This is a genomic window from Micromonospora chersina, assembly GCF_900091475.1.
Lineage (GTDB): Bacteria > Actinomycetota > Actinomycetes > Mycobacteriales > Micromonosporaceae > Micromonospora > Micromonospora chersina.
The window spans coordinates 1520900-1545735 of record NZ_FMIB01000002.1 but is presented as its reverse complement, the minus strand read 5'-3'; the positions used below and the strand labels follow the sequence as shown (position 1 = coordinate 1545735).

Below are 24836 nucleotides of genomic sequence, written 5' to 3'. Positions count from 1 at the left end.
CCCATCAAACCAGGCGAGAGTGAAGAATTCGGTCAGTTCGCCGGCAGCATGGCCCAGACCACCTTGCCCGCGCCCGCCGGGCTGCTGCCCCAGCGCTGGGTCAGCTCGCGGACCAGCATGAGCCCGCGGCCGCCCTCGGCGCGCAGGTCCCGGTCGGTCGCGGCCCGCGGGTCGGTGGGGCTGCCGTCCATCACGGCCACCCGCAGGTACGGCCGGCGCAGGGTCAACGTCACCTGCATCGGGGTGCCGGCGTGCCGGACGACGTTGCCGACCAGTTCGCTGAGGACCAGCGAGGCGGGGCCGGCCAGCTCCGGGATGTTCCACCGGGCGCAGGCGTCGGTGACCAGCTCGCGGGCCCGCCGGCAGGCCCCGGCCACCGGCTCCAGCCGGGCCCGCAGCCGCGGGGCCGCCACCGCTCCGGCCAGCGCCGCCGCCTCCGCGCAGTCGCGGCGGACCGGCACCACCCGGCAGGCCGTGGTCTCGGCGAGCCAGGCCGCCGTCTCCGGCGGCGGAGCCGACAGCACCATGGGAACGGCCGGCCAGTCCGCGGCCCGCCGGGCCGCGGCGGCGAAGACGGAGAGGGCGAGGGGGTCCGCGACGTCGAGCTTCTCCAGGTCGACCACGAGGGCGTCCGGCTGCGCCGCCAGGCACCGGTCCAGCACCGTGTGCACCGAGCGCATGGTGGCCAGGTCGAGCGCGCCGGCCAGCCGTACGACGGTGACCGCCGACTCGTCGCGGACCTCGCACCTGATCCGGGTCGACATCCCCAGGCCCTCGTTTCCGTCTCGTCGGGAGGACCTGGGAAGTACCCGCGCCCGGGGCGGGTGAAACCGGACATCCGTCCCGGGCGCGGCCCCGCTCAGCGGCGGTTCCGGTTCCGCGTGAGGAGCAGTCCGAGGGCGATCATGCCGACCCCGAGCAGGAAGTGCAGCCAGTTGTCCGCGCCGTTGAGCGGGATGAAGTTCGCGCCGCTGTTGTGGTCGACCACCACTCCGTAGAGCCAGAGCACGAGGTAGATCGCGCCGCCACCGATCAGGAACGTCCGGGCTCCGGAGACCGTCCGGGCGAGCAGCAGCCCGGCGACGCCGAACAGCAGGTGCACGATGTTGTGCAGCACCGAGGTCTGGAACAGCCCGAGCAGCTTCGCGTCGGAGTCGTGCCCGGCGAACTTCAGGTCGCCGTAGTGGGTGGTGATGCCGGGGATGAAGCCCAGCACACCGATCACCAGGAAGAGCACGCCGACGGCCGCCGCCGCCCGGCGTACCGGTGCCTTGCCGTCGGCCGGGTTGCGTCGCCCACGGGAGTGCGCCATCGAGTTCGTCATGCCGGCCTCCTAGCTGACAGGGACCGCGCGGCTTTCCCCGGCCCGCCGGGCACAAACGCGCGCCCGGCCGGACCGTCGGCGGTCCGGCCGGGCGCGGTACGACTCAGGCGAGCTGCAACGGCCGGGCGGCGGGCTGGCGGACCTGCTCGTACAGGTCCACGTACCGCTGGGCCATCAGCTCCGGGGTGAACCGGGCGGCCGCCTCGCGCCGGCACTCGCCCTCACCGAGCAGCCCGGCCGCCAGCACCAGGTCGCCCAACTCCTCCTCGTCGGTGGTGAGCAGCCCGGTCCGGCCGTGCTCGATCAGCTCGGGCAGGCAGCCCCGGGCGGTGGCCACCACCGGCGTGCCCAGCGCGAGCGACTCCACCACCGCCGTGCCGCCGGGCTCCTCCCAGCGCAGCGGGAACAGCGAGGCCCGCGCCGTGGCCACCACGTCGTCACGCTCCTGCCCGGCGACCGTGCCGACCCAGCGCACCAGGTCACCGTCGACGTGCGGGGCCACCTGGTCGTAGAAGAACCGCACGTCCGGGTTCTGCCGGGCCTCGTCGCCCGCCGCGGCCAGGTCCTCGGGCCGGTGGTACGGGCCGACCGGGCCGGCCAGCACCAGCGGGAAGCCGACCTTCCGGGCCAGCCGGGCGCCCAGGTCCTGCCCCTTGCCCGGGTTGATCCGGCCCAGGATGACCACGTGCTCGCCCTTGCGCACCGCCGGCCGGCGGTCCGCGCCGACGGCGAGCGGGGTGGACAGGTGCACGTGGCCCACCGAGTGCTCCTGGAGGGCGCGCGGGGCCCGGGCGAGCTGCGAGGCGGACACACCGTTGACCCGCACCCGGTCGCCGCCGTCCAGGTTGCCGTACAGCTCGGGGTGCTTGGCCAGGTCCCAGTGCAGGGTGTGCAGCGCCGGCGGGGCGTCCGGGCCCATCGCGGCCAGGGTGGCCAGCCCAACCGCCTCGACGTGGTCGTGCACCAGGTCGATGTCGTCGCGGCCGTGCAGCGCCCGGACCACCCCGTTCAGGTGCGCCTGGGACACCCCGCAGACCTGGTTGTAGGGCCGTTGCAGCGCGTGGAACTGCCCGTCCGGGAAGACCGAGATCTTCTCGTCGACCGGCAGCGTGCTGCTCTCCACCGAGGCGAGCACCACCCGCACGCCGAGCTTGCGCAGCTCCGGCACCAGGGTGGCGACCACGTTCTCGATCCCGCCGTAGCCGGGCGGCGGCACCGACAACCAGGGACCCGCGTTCATCAGGACGGTGAGACTCATCGTGCGGTGTCCCTTCGCTCGTTCACGCCGCGACCCGTCGCCGCGGCACCCGGTGGCGCAGCTGCGCCAGCGGCGGCCGCTCCTCGATCGAGACGTCGCTGACCACGATCTCGCGGTCCAGGTTGGGCAGCGCCTCCGAGCCGCCCCGCCGGAACTGGGTCAGCAGGGCGGTCGGCGCCACGCCGGGCACCGCCCAGCCGCGTTGCTGCAACCGGGACCAGGCGGTCAGCAGGATCTGCGCGGACATCCGGCCCAGCGCCGCGGTGTCCTGGTGGCGGTGCTTGCGCTCACCCAGGTCCACCTGGGCCAGCGCGTCCAGCCCGACCAGCTCCAGCAGGTCGATGAGCATCGCGGTCTCCACGCCGTAGCCGGAGACGAACGGCACCTGCTCCAGCACCTCCCGGCGGCCCGCGTACTCGCCGGCGAGGGGCTGCACGAAGCCGGCCAGCTCCGGCCAGAACAGGTTGAGCAGCGGGCGGGCCATCAGCTCGGTCACCCGGCCCCCGCCGTCGGCCTCCACCCCCGTGGCCCGGACCAGCGGGCGGTGGTAGAAGCCCTTCACGAAGTCGACCGACGGGTCGGTGAGCAGCGGCCCGAGCAGCCCGGTGACGAAGTGCGGCCGGAACTCCCGCAGGTCGGCGTCGACGAACGCGACCACGTCGCCCTCGGCCGCGGCGAGCCCGGCCCAGAGCGCGTCGCCCTTGCCGGTGAGCCGGGGCAGCCCGCGCGTCATGGCGTCCTGGCTCACCACCTCGGCGCCCGCCGCCCGCGCCACCTGCGCGGTCCGGTCGGTGGACCGGGAGTCCACCACGATCAGCTCGTCCACGAGGGACACCCGGTCCATGAGGTGCTCGCGGATCGTCGACACGATCGCCCCGACGGTCGCCTCCTCGTTGCGCGCCGGCAGCACCACGCTGACCCGGCTCGCGCCCTTGGCCCGCAGCAGGCGTCGCGCCGGCCAGTGGTCGGCGGACGTGGTGCGGTACGTGGCCCAGGCCTCCACCACAGGTGAGACGATCGAATCTGTATCCCGCACGGGCACACCCCCAGGTTGTGGCGGAACCACGGGCTTCTGGTTTTCCCACTTCAGTGCCCGTGCTAACCGGATCATGCCTAACAGCGTGATCACGACTTGCGTACCGGTCGGTTCCCGCGCGGTGAACGTTTGATTGCGCGCCCGACGGCGTTTGACCACGCGGCCGCCCGGGGAGTGCTCTCAGCAGTCTGTCGGAGCGGTGAGAGGGTCGAGAACATGCGCGCGTGCCGGGTGGGACTGGTCGGAGCCGGCGGGGTGGCGCAACGCCACGCCCGGGTGTTGACGGGCTTCGACGACGTGGAACTGATCGGGGTGACCGACGTCGCCCCGGACGCGGCGGAGGCGCTCGCCGGCGCGCACGGCGCCCGGACCTTCCGCGACGTCGACGAGTTGCTCGCCGCCGGCCCGGACGCCGTCTACGTCTGCGTGCCGCCGTTCGCGCACGGCCCGGTCGAGGAGGCGGTGATCGACGCCGGGGTGCCGATGTTCGTGGAGAAGCCGGTGGCCGTGGACCTGGAGACCGCGGAGCGGGTCGCCGCGCTGGTCGAGCGGCGCGGCCTGCTCACCGGGGTCGGCCACCACTGGCGCTACCTGCACGTCGTGGAGGAGGCCCGGCAGATGCTCGCCGACCGTCCGGTGCGGATGGTCAACGGCGCCTGGCTGGACAAGGTGCCGCCGGTCGCCTGGTGGGCGCGCCGGGACCGCTCCGGTGGGCCGGTCGTCGAGCAGGCCGCGCACGTCCTGGACCTGGTCCGGCTGCTGGTGGGCGAGGCGACCGAGGTGACCGCGTACGGCGACGGCACCCCGCCGCCCGTGGAGGGCGCGGACATCGACTCGGTCACCGCGGCCACCCTGCGCTTCGCCTCCGGCGCGGTCGGCACCCTCGCCGCGGCCTGCGTGCTCGGCTGGAAGTACCGGGCCGGCCTGGAGATTCTCGCCGACGGGCTGGCCCTGTCGCTGGCCGAGGACGGTCTGACCGTCTGCGACGCCGACGGCGAGCGGCACCTGCCCGCCGACCCGGACGGCGCCCGGGTGGCCGTCGACCGGGCCTTCGTCGACGCTGTCCGGGGGATCGGCGACGACGTACGGGTTCCGTACGCCGAGGCCCTGCGCACCCAGCGGCTGGCCCTCGCGGTGGCCGAGTCGGCGCGTACCGGGCGGGCGGTGGCCCTGCCCACCGGGCCGGCCGCGCGGCTCACCGCCGCGGTCGCCGACGCGACGCCGGCCGAGACCACGGGGGTGACCGTCGATGCGTGACCGGGTGGTGGTGGTCAGCGGACCGGGCCGCGTCGAGCTGGTCGAGCAGGACGCGGCCGAGCTGAGGGACGGCACCTTCCGGGTGGAGACCCTCTACAGCGGGGTGTCCGCGGGCACCGAGCTGAGCTACGTCAAGGGCACCAACCCCTACCTGAACGTCACCTGGGACGCCGGCCTCGGCCTGTTCCAGCCGGGAGAGGCCAGCACGCCGTACCCGGTCACCCGGCTCGGCTACATGCAGGTCGGCCGGGTGGTGGAGAGCCGCACCCCGGCCGTCGCCGTGGGCACGGTCGGCGCCATGACGTACGGCCACCGCAGCGGGTACGTCGCCGACCCGCTGGCCGAGCGGTTCGTGCCGCTGCCCGACGACCTCGACCCGCTGCTCGGCGTCTACGTCGCGCACATGGGCCCGATCTGCGCCAACGGCCTGCTGCACGCCGCCGCCGATCTGTGCGGCACCGACGTCCGCTCGCTCGGCGACGGGGTGCGGGGCCGGCGTGTGGCGGTGGTCGGCAGCGGGGTGGTCGCGCTGCTCACCGCGCTGTTCGCGCGGCGGCACGGTGCCGCCTCCGTGGTGGTCCTCGACCCGACGCCGGCTCGGCGCGAGGTGGCCGAGGCGCTCGGGCTGGAGACCCTCGACCCGGAGGCGGACGACCCGGCCGTGGTGCTGAAGACCCGCTGGAACCACGCCGCCGGCGACCGGGGCGCGGACGTGGTCTTCCAGTGCCGGGGCCAGGACTGGGCGCTCCAGCTCGCGCTGCGCCTGCTGCGCCCCCAGGGCACCGTGATCGACCTGGCCTTCTACCAGGCCGGCGCGGACGCGGTCCGGCTCGGCGAGGAGTTCCACCACAACGGGCTGTCGCTGCGCTGCGCCCAGATCGGCCGGGTGCCGCGCGGGCTGGCCCCGACCTGGGACCGGGAGCGGCTCTCCGCGGAGACCATCGAGCTGCTCCGTCAGTACGGGGACCTGATCCGCAAGCACCTCGTCTCGGCGGTGGTGCCGCTGGAGGAGGCGCCGGCGCTGCTCACCGACCTGGCCGAGCGGCGCCGCTCCGAGCTGCAGGTGGTGCTCACCGGCTGAGCCTGGGCGGGCCCGGTTACCGTGCTGCCATGACCACCGACGCCGGGAGCCCGCCCGGGCTCGCCGCCCTGCTGCCGTACCTGCGCGCCCACCGCGGCACCCTCGTCGCGGTGGGCGCGCTGTCGTTCACCGGCGCCGGGGCGGCGCTGGCCCAGCCCCTGCTCACCCGGGGCGTGCTGGACCGGATCACCGCCGGCCGCCCGGCCGCCGGGCTGGTCGTCGCGCTGGTGGCGCTCGTGGTGGTCGGCGCGCTGCTCGGCGGGCTCCGCGACTACCTGCTCCAGCGCACCGCCGAGGGCCTCGTGCTGGGCACCCGTCGGCGGCTCGCCGGGCACGTGCTGCGGCTGCCCATCGCCGAGTACGACCGGCGCCGCACCGGCGACCTGCTGTCCCGGGTCGGCGCCGACACCACGCTGCTGCGGGCGGTGGTGACCTCCGGCCTCTTCGAGACCGTCACGGGGGCGGTCATGGTGCTCGGCGCCGGCACCGCCATGCTGCTGCTGGACCCGCTGCTGTTCGGGGTGACCCTGGCCGCCGTCGCGGTCGGCGTCGGCTTCGCCCTCACCGTCGCCCGGCGGGTGCGCGGGCTGGCCCGCCAGGCCCAGGAACGGGTCGGCGAGATGACCTCGGCCGTCGAGCGGGCCATCTCGGCGGCCCGGACCATCCGGGCCAGCCGCGCCGAGCGGCGGGAGACCGCCACCGTGGCGGCGAGCGCGACCGAGGCGTACGCGGCCGGGCTGCGGGTGGCCCGGGCGCAGGCCGTCGTCGGTCCGGCCAGCACGGTCACCGTCCAGGGCGCGTTCCTGCTGGTGCTGGCCGTGGGCGGGGCCCGGGTGGCCTCCGGGGCGATCAGCGTGGGCGACCTGGTGGCCTTCGTGATGTTCCTGTTCTTCCTGGTGCTGCCGCTGGGGCAGGCGGTGCACGCGTACACCCAGCTCCAGAGCGGGCTCGGCGCGCTGGCCCGGATCGAGGAGATCCTCGCCGTGCCGGGGGAGGGGGCGGACGACCGGCCCGCCCCGGTGACCGCCCGGCCCGTCGCGACCGGGCCGGCGGCCGTGGAGTTCGACCGGGTCGGCTTCGGCTATCCGGGCGGCCCGCCGGTGCTGCACGAGGTGAGCTTCACGGTGCCGGCCGGCACCCGGACCGCCCTGGTCGGCCCGTCGGGCGCCGGCAAGTCGACACTGCTCGCCCTGGTCGAGCGCTTCTACGAGGTGACCGGGGGCACGCTGCGCCTGGACGGGGTGGACGTGCGCGACCTGCCCCGGGACGCGCTGCGGGCCCGGCTCGGCTACGTCGAGCAGGAGGCGCCGGTGCTCGCCGGCACGCTCCGGGACAACCTGCTGATCACCGCGCCGGACGCCACCGACGACCGGCTGCGCGCCGTGCTCGACGAGGTCAACCTCGGGCACCTGGCCGAACGGACGGCCGACGGGCTGGACGTGCAGGTCGGGGAGGGCGGCGTGCTGCTCTCCGGCGGGGAACGGCAGCGGCTGGCCATCGCCCGGGCGCTGCTGGCCGGGCCGCCGGTGCTGCTGCTCGACGAGCCGACCAGCAACCTCGACGCCCGCAACGAGGCGGCGCTGCGGCGGGCCATCGACGCCGTCGCGGTGCGCCGCACCCTGTTGATCGTGGCGCACCGCCTCTCCACCGTGGTGGACGCCGACCAGATCGTGGTGCTCGACGGCGGCCGGGTGGTCGCGACCGGCACCCACGACGAGCTGACCTCGACGAGCCCGCTCTACCGGGAGCTGGCCACCCACCAGCTCCTCGTCGGGTGATCACGAAAACGTCCTGACCTGCGGAAACGCGGCACAATCCGGACACGGTCCGGCGCCCGCGCCGGGCGGGGGTCACAATCGGCTCCGGTTCGCGTACCGTTGCCGCTCATGGGTGTGTCGCAACGTCTGAAGAGCAGGTTCCGGCGGTTCCTCGAGCGCCCGGGGACGACTGTCGACCTGGCCCCGCTGGAGAAGCTGCTGCCGGCGATCGAGGGCCGCGAGGGGGAGCTGGAGAAGCTCTCCGACGCGGAGCTGACCGAGGCGGCCGGGCAGGCCACGGGCTACGAGGAGATCTGCGCGATCGGCCGCGAGGCGGCCCGCCGCGGCCTCGACCAGCGGCCGTACGACGTCCAGCTGCTCGGCGCCATGGCGCTGCTCTCCGGCAAGGTCGCCGAGATGGCCACCGGCGAGGGCAAGACGCTCACCGCGACCATCGCCGCGTACGGGCACGTCCGGCTGGGCAACGGCCCGGTGCACGTGCTCACCGTCAACGACTACCTGGCCCGCCGCGACGCCGAGTGGATGGGCCCGGTCTACACCCTGCTGGGCCTCACGGTCGGCTGGGTCAACGAGGCGTCCACCCCCGAGGAGCGGCGTGCCGCGTACGCGTGCGACGTCACCTACGTGTCGGTCAGCGAGGCCGGCTTCGACTTCCTCCGCGACCAGCTCGTCACCGACCTGGCCGACCGGGTCCAGCCGACGCTGAAGACCGCGATCGTCGACGAGGCCGACTCCATCCTCATCGACGAGGCCCGCGTGCCGATGGTCCTGGCCGGCGCGGTTCCCGGCGAGCAGGACCCGGTGCACGCCGCCGCCGCGCTGGTCCGGGGCCTGCGCAAGGGCAAGCACTACACGATCGCCGAGGACGGCCGCAGCGTCGCCTTCACCTCGGCGGGCCTGGCCACCGTCGAGGCGAAGCTCGGCGGCATCGACCTCTACGACGAGGAGCACGTCGCGCAGCTCTCCGCGGTCAACGTGGCGCTGCACGCGCACGCGCTGCTGCACCGCGACGTCGACTACATCGTCCGCGAGAAGTCGGTCGAGCTGATCGACGAGATGCGCGGCCGGGTGGCCCAGCGCCGCCGCTGGCCGGACGGGCTCCAGGCGGCGGTCGAGGCCAAGGAGGGCCTGGACGCCACGGCCGAGGGTGAGGTGCTCGGCACCATCACCGTCCAGGCCTACATCGCGCTCTACCCCACGGTCTGCGGGATGACCGCGACCGCGGTCCTCGTCGGCGACCAGCTCCGCGAGTTCTTCGGCCTCGAGGTGGCGGTGATCCCGCCGAACACCCCGTGCATCCGGGAGGACGAGCCGGACCGGATCTACGCCACCCGGGCCGAGAAGGAGGAGGCGCTGATCGACGAGATCCGGCGCTGCCACGAGGCCGGCCGCCCGGTGCTGGTCGGCACCCTCGACGTCAAGGAGTCCGAGGGCCTCGCGGCGGGCCTGCACGCCGCCGGGGTGCCCTGTGTCGTCCTCAACGCCAAGAACGACGACGAGGAGGCGGGGATCATCGCCGAGGCCGGCGCGTACGGCGCGGTGACGGTCTCCACCCAGATGGCTGGCCGGGGCGTCGACATCCGGCTCGGCGGCAGCGACCAGTCCGACCGCGAGCGGGTGGCGGAGCTGGGCGGTCTCTACGTGATCGGCAGCGGCCGGCACGACAGCCGCCGGGTCGACGACCAGCTCCGCGGTCGGGCCGGCCGGCAGGGCGACCCGGGTGGCTCGGTCTTCCTCGTCAGCCTGGAGGACGACCTGGTCGTCCGGCACGCCGGCGACACCGTCCCGCCGTCCCCGCGGATGAACGCCGACGGCCTGGTCACCGACCCGCAGGTCGACTACGCGGTCGAGCACGCCCAGCGGGTCGCCGAGGGTGTCAACCACGAGATCCACCGCAACACCTGGCGCTACAGCCAGGTGATCGAGCAGCAGCGCAAGGCGCTCGCCGAGCGCCGGGAGCGGCTGCTCACCAGCGACGTCGCCGCCCTGATGCTGCTGGAGCGGGTGCCGGAGAAGGCCGGCGAGATGGACGAGGACCTGCTCGCCGAGGTGGCCCGCACGATCGCCCTCTACCACCTGGACCGCCTCTGGGCCGACCACCTGGCCGAGCTCTCCGAGGTGCGCGAGGGCGTGCACCTGCGGGCGCTGGGCCGGCTCGACCCGCTGGACGAGTTCCACCGCAGCGCGGTGCCGGCGTTCAACGAGCTGATCCCCGAGATCGAGACGCGGACCATCGCCACCTTCGAGGAGACCGAGTTCGACGACGGGTGGGAGCCGGACTCCGCCAAGCTGGTGCGGCCGACCGCCACGTGGACCTACCTGGTCCACGACAACCCGTTCGGCTCCGAGCTGGACCGGCTGATCGCCTCGGTGGGGCGGCGGCTCATCGGCTCCCGCTGACCATCCGCGAGGGGTCCCTTCCGGTGCGTACCGCGCCGGAAGGGACCCCTTTGCGCGGTTTCGATCCTGGTTTGCGAGGGTAGTAGGCCGGGGCTTCGAGTCAGGGAGAAGAGTGGACATGGGACAGGCAACGGCGCCGGACGGGGACACCGCGTACACGGACGCGGAGGTGGCGGAGGCCGTGGCCCGGTGAACCTCGACACGCGGGAGCCCATGATCGACACGCTCGGGGTTCTGGAGACCGCCGCGCTGCTGCGGGAGCTGACCGCCGGCCTGATCGCGGTCGCCGGCTTCGACGAGGCGCTGGACCGGCTGGTCCGGATCGCCCGGGACGCCGTACCCGGGGTGGACTGCTGCGGCTTCACGGCGCTGCGCGCCGGTGAGCCCGCCGGCGTGGCCGCCTCCGACCCCGCGCGGGCGGAGCTGGACGACCTGCGGCACGGCCCGGACACACCCGCCATGACCGCGATCCGGCGGCGCGAGATGATCACCGCCGCCGACCTGGCCGAGGAGTCGCCCTGGCCGGCCTGGGCCGAGCGGGCCCGCGGCCTCGGCGTGCACGGGGTGATCTCCGCGCCGGTGGACGTGGACGAGCAGGTCATCGGAGCGATAAACCTCTACGCCGAGTCGGCCGGCGCGCTGACCCCCCGGCACCAGCTCACCGCCATGCTGCTCGCCGAGCACGCCGGGCTGCTGCTCGCCGCCGCCCGCGACCGGGAGCGGCAGGCCGCCCGGGCCGATCAGCTCGACACCACGCTGCTGGCGGAGGGGGTCGTCGGGCAGGCCGTCGGCGTGATCATGACGCAGCGCGGCTGCCCCGCCCCGGAGGCGCTGGACGTGCTCCGCAGCGCCGCCTCCTCGTTGGACATACCGCTGCGCGAGGTGGCCGAGCGGCTCGTGCTCACCGTCTCCCGGCCCCGGGACAACTGAGCGACATTCGTTTCACCCCGGTGGGCCTCGGGTAGCACCCTGGACTGGTGAGCTGATCCGACCTGGGGAGGAACCGATGGAGAGCCGGCTGCAAGTGCAGGGCCATCCGATCCAACCGATGCTGGTGACGTTCCCCTTCGGACTCTTCGTCAGCGCCGCGGTCTTCGACCTGGCCGACGTGGCCGGCGGTCCGGCCTTCCTCGGCGAGGTGGGCTACTGGACGGCGGTCGCCGCCCTGGTCGCCGCCGCGCTGACGGCGGTCGCCGGGATGGTCGACCTGTGGGACGTGCGGGCCGGCCGCACCCGCCGCACCGCTGTCACGTTCAACCTGGTCAACGCCGCGATGGCGGCGCTGTTCCTGCTCACCTGCCTGATGCGGGCGCACGCGCCGCAACGGGGCGCGACCGGTGTCGAGGTGGCCACGGAACTGCTCGCGCTGGCCGTGGGTTCGGTGGGGGTGTGGCTGGGCGCCCGGCTGATGCGCCAGTTCGACCGGGGCCGCGCCGCCGAGCCGACCGGCTTCGAGGCGCTCCGGGACATCCCCGGCGCCACCGTGGAGATCATCCGCCCGAAGGCCTGAAAACGCCTTGCCGCCGGCCGCCCCGGCCGCCAGGCTCTGCCGGTGGACACGGAGCGGGATGCCGACGAGTTGATCGCCGAGGGCGCGGCGGCGCCGGTCGAGGGCTGGGGCTTCGCCTGGCTTGCCGGCCGGGCCACCGAGGAACGACCGCCCTGGGGCTACGCCCGCCTGGTGGCCGCCCGGATGGCCACCGTCCGCGCCGCGCTGGACATCGACACCGGCGGGGGAGAGGTGCTGGCCGAGGTCCCCGCCCCGCCGCCGCTGCTGGTCGCCACCGAGGCGTGGCCGCCCAACGTGCCGGTGGCGCGGCGGACGCTGGGCCGGATCGGCGCCTCCGTCGTCCAGGTGGCCGACCGGCCGCCGCTGCCGTTCCGCGACGCGTCGTTCGACCTGGTGGTCAGCCGGCACCCGGTGGACACCTGGTGGGACGAGATCGCCCGGGTGCTGCGCCCCGGCGGCGGCTACCTGTCCCAGCAGATCGGCGCCGGCACCGTCCGCGAGCTGAGTGAGGCCATCCTCGGACCGCTGCCGCCCCCGGCCAGCCGCCACCCGGAGCAGGCTGTCGCCGCCGCCGAGGCCGCCGGGCTGACCGTGGTGGACCTCCGCACGGCCACCCTCCGGACCGTCTTCCACGACGTCGGCGCGGTGGTCTGGTTCCTGCGCAAGGTGATCTGGACCGTGCCCGGCTTCACCGTCGACCGCTACCGGGCCGAGCTGCGCCGCCTGCACGAGCGCATCCGCGCCGAGGGCCCGTTCGTCGCCCACGCCCAACGCTTCCTCATCGAGGCCCGGCGACCCTGACCCCGGCCGAGGTCAGTGCGCGGCGGCGTGGTGGGCGGCCAGCACGTCGGCGCCGAAGTCGCTGGCCGGGCGGCGCAGCACGGTGTGCGCGTGGTTGCCGTCCTCGGTGGTGTTGTCGTACTCGATCAGCAGGTCGTCGCCCTGGATCCGGTAGTAGTGCCGCTGACCCGGCCCGGCCGGGCCGGCCCAGGCGAAATGCAGCTCGCCGCCCGCCAGCCGGCCCGCCTCCCGCGCGGCCAACTCCGGCGGTAGCCGGTCCAGGTAGAGCGCGACGAGCCGGTCCAGCAGCGCCCGGCCGGTCGGGGTGAGCCGGTCCCGGGGCACGCCGAGCGGGTCGAGCCGTCCGGGTGCGCGGGGCCGGGTGGCGCTGATGATGTCGGCGGGCGCCTCGTCGGCGACGACCGCGGCGGTTCGACCCGCGGGACCGAGCGCGTCGAGCAGCTCCCGCGCCAGGTCCTCCTCCGGCCCGAGCGGCCGGGAGACCGGCCGGCCGGCGTGCCGGACGGTGGCCGGGTTGGCGCCGAGGAAGATCGGGGCGGGGGAGACCTGGTCGTCGACCACTGTCATGCTCACCGACAGGTGGTGTCCCTCGAACCGCCACGCCCACCGGTCGTCGCGCGCCGGGTCGCCGAACACGGCCACCCAGTAGTCGCCGCTGTGCCGGCCGCGCCGCCAGCCCTCCGCCCGGTCGAGCACCTCTTCGAGGGCCACCACGGCCATGGCCTGGGCGTACGCGGCGGGGCTGAGCGCGGTGGCGAGCAGCCGGTGGGCGGCCTTGCGGGCGGTGACGTCCAGGTCGGCGAGGCTGGCGCCGGGCCGGGGCCGGGGCCGGTACTCCAGCCACCGGCGGGCCGGCTCGTCGTCGAAGTCGTGCCGGGCCCGCTGCCGGGCCGGCTCGTCGAGCGCCGCCAGCAGCGCGCCGGCCGCCGCGCGCATCTGCTCGGGTACGGGATCCTCCACCGCACCTGTATACCGCCCCGCCGCCGGCCGCGTCGGGCACGCCGGCACCTCGCCCGGCCGGTCAGCTCCGGCCGAGGAGGGTGAGCATCTCGGGAAGGTCGAAGAAGCGCGCCGTCTCGACCGCCGACGGGTCGCCGTGCTCGGGGTCGGCGCCGGCGTCGAGCAGCGCCCGGACCGCCTCGGCGTTCCTGCGGAACACCGCCGCGGCGAGCGCCGTCTGCCCCCGGTCGTTGGTCCGGGCGGGGTCGGCGCCGCGGGCGAGCAGCGCGCCCACGGTCTCCGGGTGGGCGTGGTACGCGGCCAGGATGAGCAGCGTGTCGCCCTTGGCGTTGGTCAGGTTGACCGGCAGCCCCGCGTCCACGTTCGCCGCCAGCTCGTCGGTCGTCCCGGCACGGGCCAGGTCGAACATCCGGTGGGCGAAGGCGAGCGTCTCGGCGTCGAGTTCGTCGGGCATCCGTCCAGGTTAGTGGGCGCCCCGCCGGTCCCGCCTGGTAGCTTGCCGAGCCGGCACGGGAGGCGTGGATGGACGATCGGGTGTACGTCGGCAACGCGGCGGTGGACGGGGCGACCGACGCGGGCTGGCTGCTGGGCCACTTCAAGCCGCTCGGCGACGTCCGGCACAGCACCGAGGTCGAGGTGAAGTGGGGCGTGCACCCGGCGGGGGAGACCCGTTCCCAGTGGGCCACCGGCGAGCGGCGTACCGCCCTGCTGGTGCTGATCAGCGGCGCGTTCCGGATCGAGCTGCGGGACCGCACCGTGGTGCTGCGCGCCCCCGGCGACTACGTGGTCTGGGGCCGGGGCGTGGACCACTCCTGGTACGCGGAGCGCGAGTCGGTGGTGCTCACCGTGCGCTGGCCGTCGGTGCCCGGCTACCGGGTGGACCCGCCCGTCCTGCGCTGACCGTCCGACCCGCGGACCGGACCGTCCCAGCATTCAGTATTACCTACTAAACCTATAGGGTTTAACGCCTATAGTGAGGGGGCACGCGCCGCCCGCACCGTGAGGACGCCCCCGCCGATGACCAGCACCGATCCGTCCGACCCGCTCACCGTCGCCGCCCGCTGGGCCGACCCGACCCGCTGGCCCGTGCCGCTGCGCTTCGACCGCGCCGAGCGGTGGTACGCGCGGCTCGCCGCCGACGACGAGCACGAGGTGTGGGCGCTGAGCTGGCTGCCCGGGCAGGGCACCGACCTGCACGACCACGGCGGCTCCTCGGGCGCCTTCCTGGTCGTCGCCGGCGCCCTCGTGGAGGAGACCGTCGGCGGTGGCCGGTTGCGCCCGCACCGGCTCGCCGCCGGCACCGGCCGGCGCTTCGGCCCCCGGCACGTCCACGTGGTCACCAACCGGGACGACCAGCCGGCGGTCAGTGTGCACGTCTACCGGCCCGCGCTGCGCCGGATGACCCGCTACCGCCTCGCCGCCGGGCAACTCCTGGTCGCCGAGGTGGCCGAGGCCGGCGTCGCCTGGTGAACCGGCCCGCACCCCTGTCCCCGAGACCCGTCGCACGGAAGGACGCCACGATGGCGCAGCCCCCCACCCGCACCGAGAGCTGTCCGGTCCCGCCACCCGGCTCGCGGAGCATCGACGAGATCCTCGCCGCCGCCCGCGCCCGGCTGCGCCGGCTCGACCCCGAGCGGGCCCACCTGGCGGTCCGGGGCGGGGCACTGCTCGTGGACATCCGGCCGGCCGGCCAGCGCGCCGCGCACGGCACCGTCCCGGGCGCCCTCGCTGTCGAGCGCAACGTCCTGGAGTGGCGCTTCGACCCGCGCTGCGCGGCGCGCCTGCCGCAGGCCGTCGACTACGACGTGCCGGTGATCGTCCTCTGCCAGGAGGGCTACACGTCCTCCCTGGCCGCCGCCGCGCTCCAGGACCTCGGCCTGCACCGGGCCACCGACGTGGCCGGCGGCTTCGCCGCCTGGCGCATCGCCGGCCTGCCCACGCTCGGCCCCACCCCGCCGCTCCGACCCTCGTCCACCGCGCCCCCGGTCACCGCCGGCCGGGCGCCCCGCTGACCGCCCCGCCGCACCCGGTGGGGCGGGGCGACCGCCCGCACAGGAGGCCCCATGTCCGTCGTCGCCATCACCTCCCGTCCCGCCCGGCCGGGCCGCCCCGACCGGGCCCTCCCGCCCCGGCCGCGTACCGCCCCGACCCTGACCATCACCCTCGACCTGGGCGCCGGCCCGCTGACACCCGGCCTGGCCCGGCTGGTCGACCTGCTGGACGAGCTCGCCGCCTCCGGCGAGGGCCTGCTCCGGCCCGAGGAGCACCGGGCCGCCCGCGCCGTGCTCGACGTGCGCCGCGCCGCCGCGCCGCCGGAGCCGCCCGCCGGGGCCGAGGAGCCCGGCACGGTACGCATCCTGACCGGCACCCGCCGGGTCCGCCACGACGGCGTCGAGGTGACCCTCACCCGGATCGAGTACGACCTGCTGCTCTTCCTCGCCGAACATCCCCGGCGGGTGTTCACCCGGCGGCAACTTCTCGCCAACGTCTGGGGCTACGAGCACGCCGTGGCCCGCACCGTGGACGTCCACGTGCGCCGGCTGCGGGCCAAGCTCGGCGTCGACACGCCGCTGGTGACCACCGTGTACGGCGTCGGCTACCGCCTCGCCGACGAGGCCCGCATCGTGGTGGACGGCGAGCGCTGAGGCCGCCCCGGCCGGCACGCGGCGCACCCGGATCACGGGTGCGCCGCGTTCACGTTCCCGCGCCGCCGGAGCTAGCACCGGCCATTGTGAACCGGGCGGGGACCCCCCGTACCGGGTCAACTCGGCGCTCTGCTGTAATCAACGGGCCTCGTACGCAGAGCGAGCACGCGGCTGCGATGTGTTCGCCAATTGTCACATTCATGCAACGCAGCCGCCCCTTGACCCTCGCACAGGCGCCGGGAAGCATCGATGAAGCGGCGTCCCGGGCCGTGGGGAGATACCCGGACCAGCCAAGGAGGACCATGTCGGTCAGCCCCGCCTCGTCGCGCGCCGGATGGCATACGTCCCAACCCGCGGTTCCGGGTCGTCCCCCCGGCGGCCAGCGTCGCCCCGCCAACACCTCGGCCCCCGTGCTCACGGTGACCCTGAACATCCCGCTGGCCTGCGAGGAGTCGCTCACCCCGGCCGCCCGCCGGCTCCTGGACGCGGCTCGTGAGCTGCTCGAACGCGGCGACGCCGTGATCAGCACCGGCGCCGTCCCGACGGAGCGCCGCCCCGACCCCGCGCCGCCCGGCCGCTCCACGGGGCGCCCGCTCGCGCCGACGATCCCCACCCTGCACATCCTGGCCGCGTCCCGGTCCGTGCTCCGCGACGGCGAGCCGCTGCCGCTGACCCGGCTGGAGTTCGACCTGCTGCTGCACCTCGTCGCCCACCCCCGCCGGGTGTTCACCCGATTGCAACTTCTCAATGCCGTCTGGGGCTACGAGCACGCCGGCGTCCGCACCGTCGACGTGCACGTGCGCCGGCTGCGCGGCAAGGTCGGGGTGGACGTCCCGCTGGTCACCACGGTCTACGGGGTCGGCTACCGGCTGGCCGACGACGCGCGGGTGACCATCGACCGCACCGGCTGACGCCCGGGTCCGGCCCGCCACGTGCCGATCCCTCTCCGGACGGAGCCCCGACCGCCCGGCGGATCGCGTGGTGAGCCCTCCCGCCCGCCGGGCAGGATGGTCGGATGCGCGTCCGCCCCATCACGCCCGAGCTGCTCCGCACCGAGTTGGCCGACCGCCTCGCCCACGCCGCCGTGCCCGGCCGGCTGCGGGTGGCCGTGGACGGCCCGCCGGCCGCCGAGCCGGACGCCCTCGCCGCCGCCCTGGTCGACCCGCTGCGCGCCGCCGGCCGCCCCGTTCTGCACGTCCGGGCCGCCGACTTCCTCCGGCCGGCCTCGATCCGCCTCGAACACGGCCGGACCAACCCCGACGCGTACTACGAGGGCTGGGTCGACGAGGCCGGCCTGCGGCGGGAGGTGCTCGACCCGGCCGGCCCGGACGGGTCGGGGCGGCTGCTCCCGTCGCTGTGGGACGCGGCCACCGACCGGGCCAGCCGCGCCCCGTACGTCGACCTCCCGCCCGGCGGGGTGGTCCTGGTCAGCGGCGCGCTGCTGCTCGGCGGCGGCCTGCCGTTCGACGTCACCGTCCACCTGGTGCTCTCCCCGGCGGCCCTGGACCGGCGGACCGACCCGGAGCTGCGCTGGACCCTGCCGGCCTTCGCCCGGTACACCGACGAGGTCGACCCGGCCTCCTTCGCCGACGTGGTGGTCCGCGCCGACGACCCGCGGCACCCCGCCCTGGTCGAGCGCGACTGACCCGGACGTATCACCCTCTTCCGGACGACCGGCGGCGGACCGGCAGGGACGGGCACGGTCCGACCGGCACAGGCGCGCACGAACGGCCACGAAGAACACGGAAATCCCCGGTTTGATCCGCGGAGCGGGCGGGTAATCGCCCGGCTCACAAGGCACGGGTGATCTCGCCCGCGCATCCATCGGACCACGTTCCGGGGCGCTCGCCGCCCCGGAACCGTATGAGGCCCCAGGAAAGGCAGGCAGCGATGCTCGTCCACGACACGACAGCCACGGGCCGCTCCCAGGCGGAGGTCGACCAGATCCGGCAGTCCCTGACGTCGCGGTACGACGAGCTGACCGCGGAGTACGAGCAGGCCGTGCTGCAGAGCCAGGTGCTCCGGCTCGTCGAGGTCGGCGACACCGCCGGCGACGACCAGGCCGACAGCGGCACCAAGACCGCCGAGCGGGACACCGCACAGTCCCTGCTGCGCACCATCCTGGACCGGCGCGCCCAGTTCGAGCACGCGCTCACCCGGCTCGATGAGGGCACCTACGGCTTCTGCGAGGGCTGCTCCGCGCCGATCCCCGTGGAGCGGCTGGAGATCTTCCCGTCCGCCACCTCCTGTGTGACCTGCAAGCAGACCCGGGAGCGGCGGGCGGCCTGAGCCGTACGGGTTGCCGGTCGGTCCGGATGGCGGTGGACTCGCCAGATGGGTGACATCAAGGTGGGCACCGCCTCCTGGACCGACCCGACCCTGCTCGACTCCGGCTGGTACCCGGCCACGGCCGACACGCCGGAGAAGCGGCTGTCCTACTACGCCCGGCAGTTCCCGCTGGTCGAGGTGGACGCCACCTACTACTCGCCGCCCGCCGAGCGGACCGCGCGGCTCTGGGTGGAGCGCACGCCGCCCGGCTTCACCTTCAACGTCAAGGCGTTCAGCCTGCTGACCGGCCACCCGACCCGGGTGTCCGCGCTCTACAAGGACCTGCGCCCGGAGACGGAGAAGAAGAACGTCTACCCGGACGACCTGCCGCCGCAGGCGTACGAGGAGGTGTGGACCCGCTTCCTGTCCGCCCTCGACCCGCTGGTCGAGGCCGGCAAGCTGGGCGCCATCCTGTTCCAGTTCCCGCCCTGGTTCACCATCCGGCGGGACAACAAGCAGTATCTCCTGGAGGTGGCGCGGCGGTGCGACCCGCTGCGCCCGGTCTTCGAGTTCCGGCACGCCTCCTGGTTCGACGGCGACAACGCCGAGGAGACGCTGGGCTTCCTGCGCCAGCACGAACTGCCGTTCGTCTGCGTGGACATGCCGCAGGGGCACAAGTCCTCCGTACCCCCGGTCCTGGCGGCCACCGCGGACCTCGCGGTGGTCCGCTTCCACGGGCACAGCGACAAGTGGACCAGCAAGGACATCCACGAGAAGTTCGGCTACGACTACTCGAAGCGGGAACTGCGCGACTGGGCGCCGAAACTGTGCGAGCTGGCCGGCGAGGCCGAGAGCACCCACGTGCTCATGAACAACTGCTACCGCGACTACGCCCAGCGCAACGGGCAGCAGCTACAGGCCCTGCTGGGGGACTGAACGCGCCCGGGTCACGCCTCGCCCAGGTGGTGCCGGATGACGCCGCTGATCGCCTGCTCCAGCGTGTCCCTGCTCATGGAGGCGAGCGGCTCCATCTTCAGCAGGTAACGGCAGTAGATGACGCCGATGGTCTGGCTCAGGACGAGCGCCGCCTGCTGGTCGATGTCCGGCCGGTCCGGGAAGGACTCCCGGAAGAACGGCATCAGCTGCCGGTCGAGGATTTGTTGCAGTCGGTGGGCGGCGTCGGCGTGGGTAGGGGCGGCGCGGAACAGGTTCGCCAGGGCGTGGCCGCCGTCCTCCCACACGTCGACGAACGTCCTGGCGTAGGTGGCGGCGAAGTCGGCGCTATTGGCCGGCATGTCGAGCGGGGGTAGCTCGGCGGCGGCCACCGCGTAGAAGAGGTCCGCCTTGCTGGTGAAGTATCGGATCACCATGGAGGGGTCCACTCCGGCGTCGGCGGCGATCGCGCGGACGGTCGTCGATTCGTAGCCGTCATCGGCGAACCTCCGCGCCGCCGCGGCGAGGATGGCGGCCCGCGCCCGGGCGGACCGTTCGGTGAAGGCCATCACCGCAGTCTAGCCAACAGTGTTGGCAAACGCCGTTGGGGTGCCTACCATCAATATGCCAACGCTGTTGGCAAACATTGTGGGCTCCATCGTGGAGCCGCGCCCAGAACCCGGAGGACACATGACCGAGACCCGGAGGAACGCCGTTGCGGCGGGGGTTGTCGCTCTCGCACTGATCTGCCTGTTCGCCTGGCTCTCACCGGGGCTGGCCCTGTGGCTGACCTTCATCCCCGCGATGGTCCTCGCGTACCTCGCCCACCTGGCGACCACGAACCGACGGGCTCCCGATCCGGCCAAGGTGCTCCCGATCTACCTGCTCGCCTTCGCCTGGCAGTTCGTCCATTTCGCCGAGGAGTTCACCGCCGGGTTCAACCGCCGCTGGCCGACCGAGGTCTTCGGGGCGGACCCGATGAGCCTCACCATGTTCGTCTGGATCAACATGATCTCGTACGCGGCCTTCGCCGTCGGTGGCATCGCCATCTACCGCGGATGGCGGGTCCCACTGTTGATCACGTGGTTCTTCGCCGTCATGGGCGCGATGGGCAACGCCGTGGGCCACCTCGTCTACGACGCCGTCTCCGGCGACCTGGGCTTTCCCGGCTTCTACACGTCGCTCGGCTACTGGGTGATCGGTCCGATCCTCATCCGGCGGCTGTGGACCTCCGTTCGACCGGGCGACGAACCGTCCCGCGAGAAGAGCACCGCGCAGCTCGCCCGCGCCGGTTCGGTCTAGGGCGACTGTCGCCTCCCCACGGCGTCACCACGTTCACCCGCCCGCACGACGCCGGCCGGTGGTTCACCCGGACAGGGTGAGCCGGCCTCACCCGGCCGCCGCGCAGCATGGACGGTGTGCGCGGTCCGTCGACCGACACGACCGCGCGGCCGAGGAGGAGGTGGGGTCATGACGGTGCGGGTCGTAGCGGATCGCCGTCGCGGCGGGGTGCTGCACGTGGTCGGCAGGTCCGACCTGCCCCGGCGGGGCGCGCGGCCCGGTCGGTTCAGCCCGACCCGGCTCTGGCGGGGGCCCAGTGGGCCGCCGGGGCGCACCGACGACCGCCGCTGGGAAACCGACGCACGGGGGTGGGCAGATGGCTGAGCAGATGATTTCCGCGTTCGAGTCCTCGCTGGACAAGACGAACGTGATGCTCAAGGAGATCGAATCGGCGTACGGCTGGCCGAAGGAGTGCCGCAACCAGTCCTACGCGGCGATACGTACGGTGCTGCACCTGCTGCGGGACCGGATGCCGGTGGGGCAGAGCGTCGAGTTCGCCCAACAGTTGCCGGTGCTGCTGCGGGGCGTCTACTTCGACGGGTGGCAGCCGGAGAACGTGCCGATCAAGTTGAACCGCGAAGACTTCCTCTACGAGGTCCGCCAGGGCTTCCCGTACGACGTGGAGGGCGGTACCGAGCGGGTGGTGCAGGTGGTGCTGGACACCCTGCGCAAGCACGTGACCCAGGGCGAATGGGAGGACGTCAAGTCGGCGATGCCGAAGGACCTGGGTCGGATGATCCCGTGACCACACCGTTCCCGGCCCGTTCCGCCAGCGTGGCGGGGCGGGCCGGTGGCGTGCGGGTGACCGGCAGCCCGGCCCGCCGGGCCAGCCCGGCGAAGGCCACCGCGTCGACGATCGCCGCGCCGCCCGGGTCGTTGTTGAAGTAGACGTACGCCGGCTCGCCGGCCGGGAAGGCGGTGGCCAGCCGGCGCACCCAGGTGGCCAGCGCGGCCCGGCCGTAGCGGGGCCACGGCCGGGCCCGGCCCTCGTGCAGGCGCAGGTAGCCGAAGTCGGTGGTGCGCCACAGCGGGGTGATCGGACGGCTCAGCCGGTCCGCCCACACCAGCGCCGCCCGGTGGCGCTCCAGCACGCGCCGGGTGTCGTCGGTCCACCACGACGGGTGCCGCGGCTCGACCGCCACCCGCACCTCGGCGGGGAACAGCCGCAGCGTCGCCTCCAGGGCCACCGGGTCGGCCCGCATGGTGGGCGGCAGTTGCACCAGCACCGGGCCCAGCCGGTCGCCCAGCCCCGTGGCCCGGTCCAGGAAGCGGGCCACCGGCTCGGCCGGCTCCCGCAGCCGCTTGATGTGGGTCAGGTAGCGGCTCATCTTCACCGCCACGCAGAAGTCGTCAGGCGTGCGATCCCGCCAGGCCACGAAGGTGTCCCGCTCGGGGAGCCGGTAGAAGGCGTTGTTGACCTCGACGGTGGCGAACCGCGCGGCGAAGTGCTCCAGCCAGAGCCGCTGCGGCAGCTTCGCCGGGTAGAAGCGCTCGCGCCAGTCCCGGTACTGCCAGCCCGACGTGCCGACGAGGATCATCCCGGCCGCCTAGGCGAGGTCGATCCGGAAGACCTCGAAGGCGGCGCCGTGCCGGACGCCCAGCCGGCTGCCGGCCGGCCGGGCCAGCCCCTCGAGGAACTCCTCGGCGTCGAAACCGCCGTCGCCGAGCCCGCTCAGGTAGGCCCCGTGCGCCCGCAGCGACGCCACCCCGCGGTCGAACGTGGCGGTCACGTCCACCCCGTGCCGGGCCTCGGGGGAGCCGGCCGCCCACACCTCGCGGACCCGCGACCACGGCCGTACGCCGTCGGTGAGCTGCTCGGGGAAGATCCACCGGTTGCCGGCGTCGCGGACCGCGTCCAGCGTGGCCCGCCCGCAGGCGATGTGGTGGTTCAGCGCGTACGCCCCGTCCCAGGTGTCCCGGAAGTTGTTGGTGAGCACGATGTCGGGGCGGTGCCGGCGCACCACCGCGGCGATCTCGCGGCGCAGCGCCACGCCGTACTCCAGGAGCCCGTCGGGGAGGCCGAGGAACTCGACGGTGTCCACCCCGACGACGGCGGCGGAGGCCCGCTGCTCCTCCTCCCGCAGCACCCGGCTGCGCTCCGGCGGCATCCCGTCGATGCCCGCCTCGCCGCTGGTGAGCAGGCAGTAGACGACCTGCTTGCCCTGCCCGGTCCAGCGGGCCACCGCGGCGGCCGCGCCGAACTCCAGGTCGTCCGGGTGGGCCACCACGGCGAGCGCCCGCTGCCAGTCCTCGGCCAGCGGCGTCAACGGCTCCGGCTGCCCCACGGCCACCCCCTTCCCGCGTGCTCCCTTCCCGCCATCCTGGCACCGGACGCGCCGGCCCGCCGCCCGGCGACCCCGCGGGCACCGCCTGCCGGCACGTCCGCCGGCGCCGGTGAGCCCCATGACCTGCCACGACAGGGGACCCGCGCCGGGCCCGGCGAACCATCCGTGCGGCCGGGTCCGGGCGTCTACGGTGTGGTTAGAGAAGATCGGGCGTGGGGTACCACCCGCTGCACACGGACCCCGACGACGGGGCGGCACACCGAGGGAGCACCCATGGCACTCAACGACGACGACATGCAGACCACCAGCGGCGGCGGTGCCGAGGGTCCGGCCGACGGTGGCGCCACCCCCGGCCAGCAGGACGGTGGCGCCGACGGCGGTGCCGACCGGGGCGCGGAGCGCGGCGCCGACCAGGGTGCCGACCAGGGTGCGGAGGGTCCGGCCGACGGCGGCGCGACCCCGGGCCAGCAGGACGGTGGCGCGGACGGCGGCGCCGAGGGCCCGGCCGACGGTGGTGCGACCCCCGGCCAGCGCGACGGCGGCGCCGACGGCAGCGCCTCCTGACGATCGCCATGACGCACATCGACCCGCCGGGCGGCCATGGCCGCCCGGCGGTTCCGTCTTCCGCGACCGAGGCCCTCGCGCGCTGCGTGGCGGTCGAGCCGACGAAGTTCGCCGCTGATCACTGGGGGCGCAGCCCGCTGCTGTCCCGGGCGGCCGAGCTGCCCAACCCGGCCGGTTTCACCGACCTGCTCAGCCCCGCCGACGCCGACGAGCTGCTCAGCCGGCGCGGCCTGCGTACCCCGTTCCTGCGGATCGCCAAGGACGGCCAGCTCGTGCCGGCGGCGCGGTACACCGGCGGCGGCGGCGCGGGCGCCGAGATCGACGACCAGGTCCTCGACGAGAAGGTCCTGGCCCTGTACGCCGACGGCGCCACCCTGGTCCTCCAGGGCCTGCACCGCACCTGGCCGGCGCTTGTCGACTTCGCCCGCGACCTGGGCGCCGCGCTGGCCCAGCCGTTGCAGGTGAACGCCTACCTGACCCCGGCCGGCAGCCAGGGCTTCGCCACCCACTACGACACCCACGACGTGTTCGTGCTCCAGGTCGACGGGCGCAAGCACTGGCGGATCCACCCGCCGGTGCTGCCCGACCCGCTGGAGAAGCAGCCGTGGGGCGGCCGGGCCGACGAGGTCTCCGCCACGGCCGAGGGCCGGCCCGCGCTGGACGTGGTGCTCGAACCCGGCGACGCGCTCTACCTGCCGCGCGGCTGGCTGCACAGCGCTCAGGCGCAGGAGTCCAGCTCGCTGCACCTGACCGTCGGCATCCGGGCCCTGACCCGGTACGCCCTGGTCGAGGAGCTGCTGGCGTTGGCCGCCGAGGACGCCCGGCTGCGTGCCGGTCTGCCGTTCGGCGTCGACGTGGCCGACCCGGACGCCATCGAGCCGGAGCTGACCGAGACGGTCGAGGCGCTGCGGGACTGGCTGCTGCGGGCCGACCCCGCCGCGGTGGCCGCACGGCTGCGCGCCCGGGCCTGGCCGGCGGCCCGCCCGGCCCCGATCCGGCCCCTCGCCCAGGCCGCCGCGCTGGCCACGCTCGACGCGGACAGCCGGGTCGCACCCCGGGCCGGCCTGCGCTGGCAGCTCACCCCGACCGGGGACGGCAAGGTGGCGCTGCGCCTGTTCGACCGCACCGTCACCCTGCCCGGCACCTGCGAGCCGGCCGTGCGCGCCCTGCTGGCCGGCGAGGTCACCCGGATCGGCGACCTCCCGGGCCTGGACGACGACGCCGACCGCGTAACCCTGACCCGCCGCCTCCTGAAGGAAGCCGTCCTGACCCCCGCCTGACGCCCGCCGCCGCGCGCCCTCGGCCCCGGCTCCCGCCTCCGTGATCATGAAGTTGGCGGCGCGACACGCCGTCGGCGGCGCCGCCAACTTCATGATCGACGCCGGGGTCCGGGCC

General features: G+C 74.6%; 28 protein-coding genes. 19 read left to right on the top strand and 9 right to left on the bottom strand.

The window, feature by feature from the left end:
- Positions 1-32: 32 nt before the first annotated feature.
- The 4 genes from GA0070603_RS07175 to GA0070603_RS07160 all read right to left on the bottom strand — a co-directional run bounded on the left by GA0070603_RS07175 (position 33) and on the right by GA0070603_RS07160 (position 3585).
- Positions 33-764, bottom strand: a complete 732-nt coding sequence (locus GA0070603_RS07175; protein WP_091308991.1) for an ATP-binding protein — start codon at positions 762-764, stop codon at positions 33-35.
- Positions 765-859: 95 nt separating this feature from the next.
- A complete protein-coding gene (locus GA0070603_RS07170; RefSeq protein ID WP_091308988.1) occupies positions 860-1324 on the bottom strand; it encodes a DUF4383 domain-containing protein in 465 nt (154 codons plus the stop codon).
- 103 nt (positions 1325-1427) lie between these two features.
- Positions 1428-2582, bottom strand: a complete 1155-nt coding sequence (locus GA0070603_RS07165; RefSeq protein ID WP_091308986.1) for a glycosyltransferase — start codon at positions 2580-2582, stop codon at positions 1428-1430.
- Between the two features lie 22 nt (positions 2583-2604).
- A complete protein-coding gene (locus tag GA0070603_RS07160; protein WP_244282688.1) occupies positions 2605-3585 on the bottom strand; it encodes a glucosyl-3-phosphoglycerate synthase in 981 nt (326 codons plus the stop codon).
- A gap of 249 nt (positions 3586-3834) precedes the next feature.
- On the opposite strand from GA0070603_RS07160, the gene GA0070603_RS07155 reads away from it, so the two are divergent.
- From GA0070603_RS07155 to GA0070603_RS07125, 7 genes are all read left to right on the top strand, one after another.
- Positions 3835-4875 carry a Gfo/Idh/MocA family protein gene (locus tag GA0070603_RS07155; RefSeq protein ID WP_091308984.1) on the top strand — a complete coding sequence of 347 codons (1041 nt, stop codon included), beginning with the start codon at positions 3835-3837 and terminating at the stop codon, positions 4873-4875.
- Complete coding sequence (locus GA0070603_RS07150; RefSeq protein WP_091308982.1) at positions 4868-5956, top strand: zinc-binding dehydrogenase; 1089 nt, start codon at positions 4868-4870, stop codon at positions 5954-5956. Before GA0070603_RS07155 ends, GA0070603_RS07150 begins: the two co-directional genes overlap by 8 nt.
- 29 nt (positions 5957-5985) lie before the next feature.
- Entirely contained in the window at positions 5986-7734 is a 1749-nt protein-coding gene (locus GA0070603_RS07145; protein ID WP_091308980.1) for an ABC transporter ATP-binding protein, read from the top strand.
- 108 nt (positions 7735-7842) lie between these two features.
- The gene (gene secA2 / locus GA0070603_RS07140) at positions 7843-10134 is read left to right on the top strand and encodes an accessory Sec system translocase SecA2 (RefSeq protein ID WP_091308979.1); all 2292 of its coding nucleotides are present in this window, start codon (positions 7843-7845) and stop codon (positions 10132-10134) included.
- 189 nt (positions 10135-10323) lie between these two features.
- Positions 10324-11064 carry a GAF and ANTAR domain-containing protein gene (locus GA0070603_RS07135; protein WP_091308977.1) on the top strand — a complete coding sequence of 247 codons (741 nt, stop codon included), beginning with the start codon at positions 10324-10326 and terminating at the stop codon, positions 11062-11064.
- 76 nt (positions 11065-11140) lie between these two features.
- The gene (locus GA0070603_RS07130; RefSeq protein ID WP_091308975.1) at positions 11141-11644 is read left to right on the top strand and encodes a DUF2231 domain-containing protein; all 504 of its coding nucleotides are present in this window, start codon (positions 11141-11143) and stop codon (positions 11642-11644) included.
- A gap of 42 nt (positions 11645-11686) precedes the next feature.
- Positions 11687-12445 (top strand): class I SAM-dependent methyltransferase, encoded by a 759-nt coding sequence (locus GA0070603_RS07125; protein WP_091308973.1) that lies wholly within the window; start codon positions 11687-11689, stop codon positions 12443-12445.
- 12 nt (positions 12446-12457) lie between these two features.
- Here GA0070603_RS07125 and GA0070603_RS07120 read toward each other — a convergent pair whose 3' ends face one another.
- Both GA0070603_RS07120 and GA0070603_RS07115 read right to left on the bottom strand, forming a co-directional pair.
- Positions 12458-13381: a DUF3500 domain-containing protein gene (locus GA0070603_RS07120; RefSeq protein ID WP_091308971.1), complete on the bottom strand. Its 924-nt coding sequence runs from the start codon at positions 13379-13381 to the stop codon at positions 12458-12460.
- An 85-nt stretch (positions 13382-13466) separates the two neighbouring features.
- The gene (locus tag GA0070603_RS07115; protein ID WP_091308969.1) at positions 13467-13859 is read right to left on the bottom strand and encodes an ankyrin repeat domain-containing protein; all 393 of its coding nucleotides are present in this window, start codon (positions 13857-13859) and stop codon (positions 13467-13469) included.
- A 68-nt stretch (positions 13860-13927) separates the two neighbouring features.
- Here GA0070603_RS07115 and GA0070603_RS07110 point away from each other — a divergent pair, with 68 nt between their 5' ends.
- From GA0070603_RS07110 to GA0070603_RS07075, 8 genes are all read left to right on the top strand, one after another.
- On the top strand, positions 13928-14305 hold the full coding sequence (locus tag GA0070603_RS07110; RefSeq protein ID WP_091308967.1) for a cupin domain-containing protein: 378 nt from the start codon (positions 13928-13930) through the stop codon (positions 14303-14305).
- Positions 14306-14422: 117 nt separating this feature from the next.
- Positions 14423-14875 carry a cysteine dioxygenase gene (locus tag GA0070603_RS07105; RefSeq protein WP_091308965.1) on the top strand — a complete coding sequence of 151 codons (453 nt, stop codon included), beginning with the start codon at positions 14423-14425 and terminating at the stop codon, positions 14873-14875.
- A 50-nt stretch (positions 14876-14925) separates the two neighbouring features.
- On the top strand, positions 14926-15417 hold the full coding sequence (locus GA0070603_RS07100) for a rhodanese-like domain-containing protein (protein ID WP_091308963.1): 492 nt from the start codon (positions 14926-14928) through the stop codon (positions 15415-15417).
- Between the two features lie 51 nt (positions 15418-15468).
- A complete protein-coding gene (locus tag GA0070603_RS07095; protein WP_091308961.1) occupies positions 15469-16050 on the top strand; it encodes a winged helix-turn-helix domain-containing protein in 582 nt (193 codons plus the stop codon).
- Positions 16051-16352: 302 nt separating this feature from the next.
- Positions 16353-16961, top strand: a complete 609-nt coding sequence (locus GA0070603_RS07090) for a winged helix-turn-helix domain-containing protein (RefSeq protein ID WP_091308958.1) — start codon at positions 16353-16355, stop codon at positions 16959-16961.
- Positions 16962-17065: 104 nt separating this feature from the next.
- Positions 17066-17695 carry a nucleoside/nucleotide kinase family protein gene (locus tag GA0070603_RS07085; protein WP_091308955.1) on the top strand — a complete coding sequence of 210 codons (630 nt, stop codon included), beginning with the start codon at positions 17066-17068 and terminating at the stop codon, positions 17693-17695.
- A 245-nt stretch (positions 17696-17940) separates the two neighbouring features.
- Positions 17941-18339, top strand: coding sequence for a TraR/DksA family transcriptional regulator (locus tag GA0070603_RS07080; RefSeq protein ID WP_091308952.1), 399 nt, complete (start codon positions 17941-17943; stop codon positions 18337-18339).
- A gap of 45 nt (positions 18340-18384) precedes the next feature.
- Positions 18385-19254 (top strand): DUF72 domain-containing protein, encoded by an 870-nt coding sequence (locus GA0070603_RS07075; protein ID WP_091308948.1) that lies wholly within the window; start codon positions 18385-18387, stop codon positions 19252-19254.
- A gap of 11 nt (positions 19255-19265) precedes the next feature.
- Here GA0070603_RS07075 and GA0070603_RS07070 read toward each other — a convergent pair whose 3' ends face one another.
- Positions 19266-19820 (bottom strand): TetR/AcrR family transcriptional regulator, encoded by a 555-nt coding sequence (locus GA0070603_RS07070; protein WP_091308945.1) that lies wholly within the window; start codon positions 19818-19820, stop codon positions 19266-19268.
- 121 nt (positions 19821-19941) lie between these two features.
- Here GA0070603_RS07070 and GA0070603_RS07065 point away from each other — a divergent pair, with 121 nt between their 5' ends.
- On the top strand, positions 19942-20553 hold the full coding sequence (locus GA0070603_RS07065; protein WP_208862832.1) for a hypothetical protein: 612 nt from the start codon (positions 19942-19944) through the stop codon (positions 20551-20553).
- Positions 20554-20908: 355 nt separating this feature from the next.
- Positions 20909-21337 (top strand): DUF2267 domain-containing protein, encoded by a 429-nt coding sequence (locus GA0070603_RS07055; protein ID WP_091308935.1) that lies wholly within the window; start codon positions 20909-20911, stop codon positions 21335-21337.
- Here the strand turns inward: GA0070603_RS07055 and GA0070603_RS07050 are convergent.
- Both GA0070603_RS07050 and GA0070603_RS07045 read right to left on the bottom strand, forming a co-directional pair.
- Entirely contained in the window at positions 21294-22130 is an 837-nt protein-coding gene (locus GA0070603_RS07050) for a DUF72 domain-containing protein (RefSeq protein ID WP_091308932.1), read from the bottom strand. The genes GA0070603_RS07055 and GA0070603_RS07050 overlap by 44 nt on opposite strands.
- 9 nt (positions 22131-22139) lie before the next feature.
- Complete coding sequence (locus tag GA0070603_RS07045; RefSeq protein WP_091321650.1) at positions 22140-22877, bottom strand: PIG-L deacetylase family protein; 738 nt, start codon at positions 22875-22877, stop codon at positions 22140-22142.
- 273 nt (positions 22878-23150) lie between these two features.
- Here GA0070603_RS07045 and GA0070603_RS07040 point away from each other — a divergent pair, with 273 nt between their 5' ends.
- Entirely contained in the window at positions 23151-23441 is a 291-nt protein-coding gene (locus GA0070603_RS07040) for a hypothetical protein (protein ID WP_091308928.1), read from the top strand.
- Between the two features lie 8 nt (positions 23442-23449).
- Entirely contained in the window at positions 23450-24721 is a 1272-nt protein-coding gene (locus tag GA0070603_RS07035) for a cupin domain-containing protein (RefSeq protein WP_091308925.1), read from the top strand.
- Positions 24722-24836: the final 115 nt, after the last annotated feature.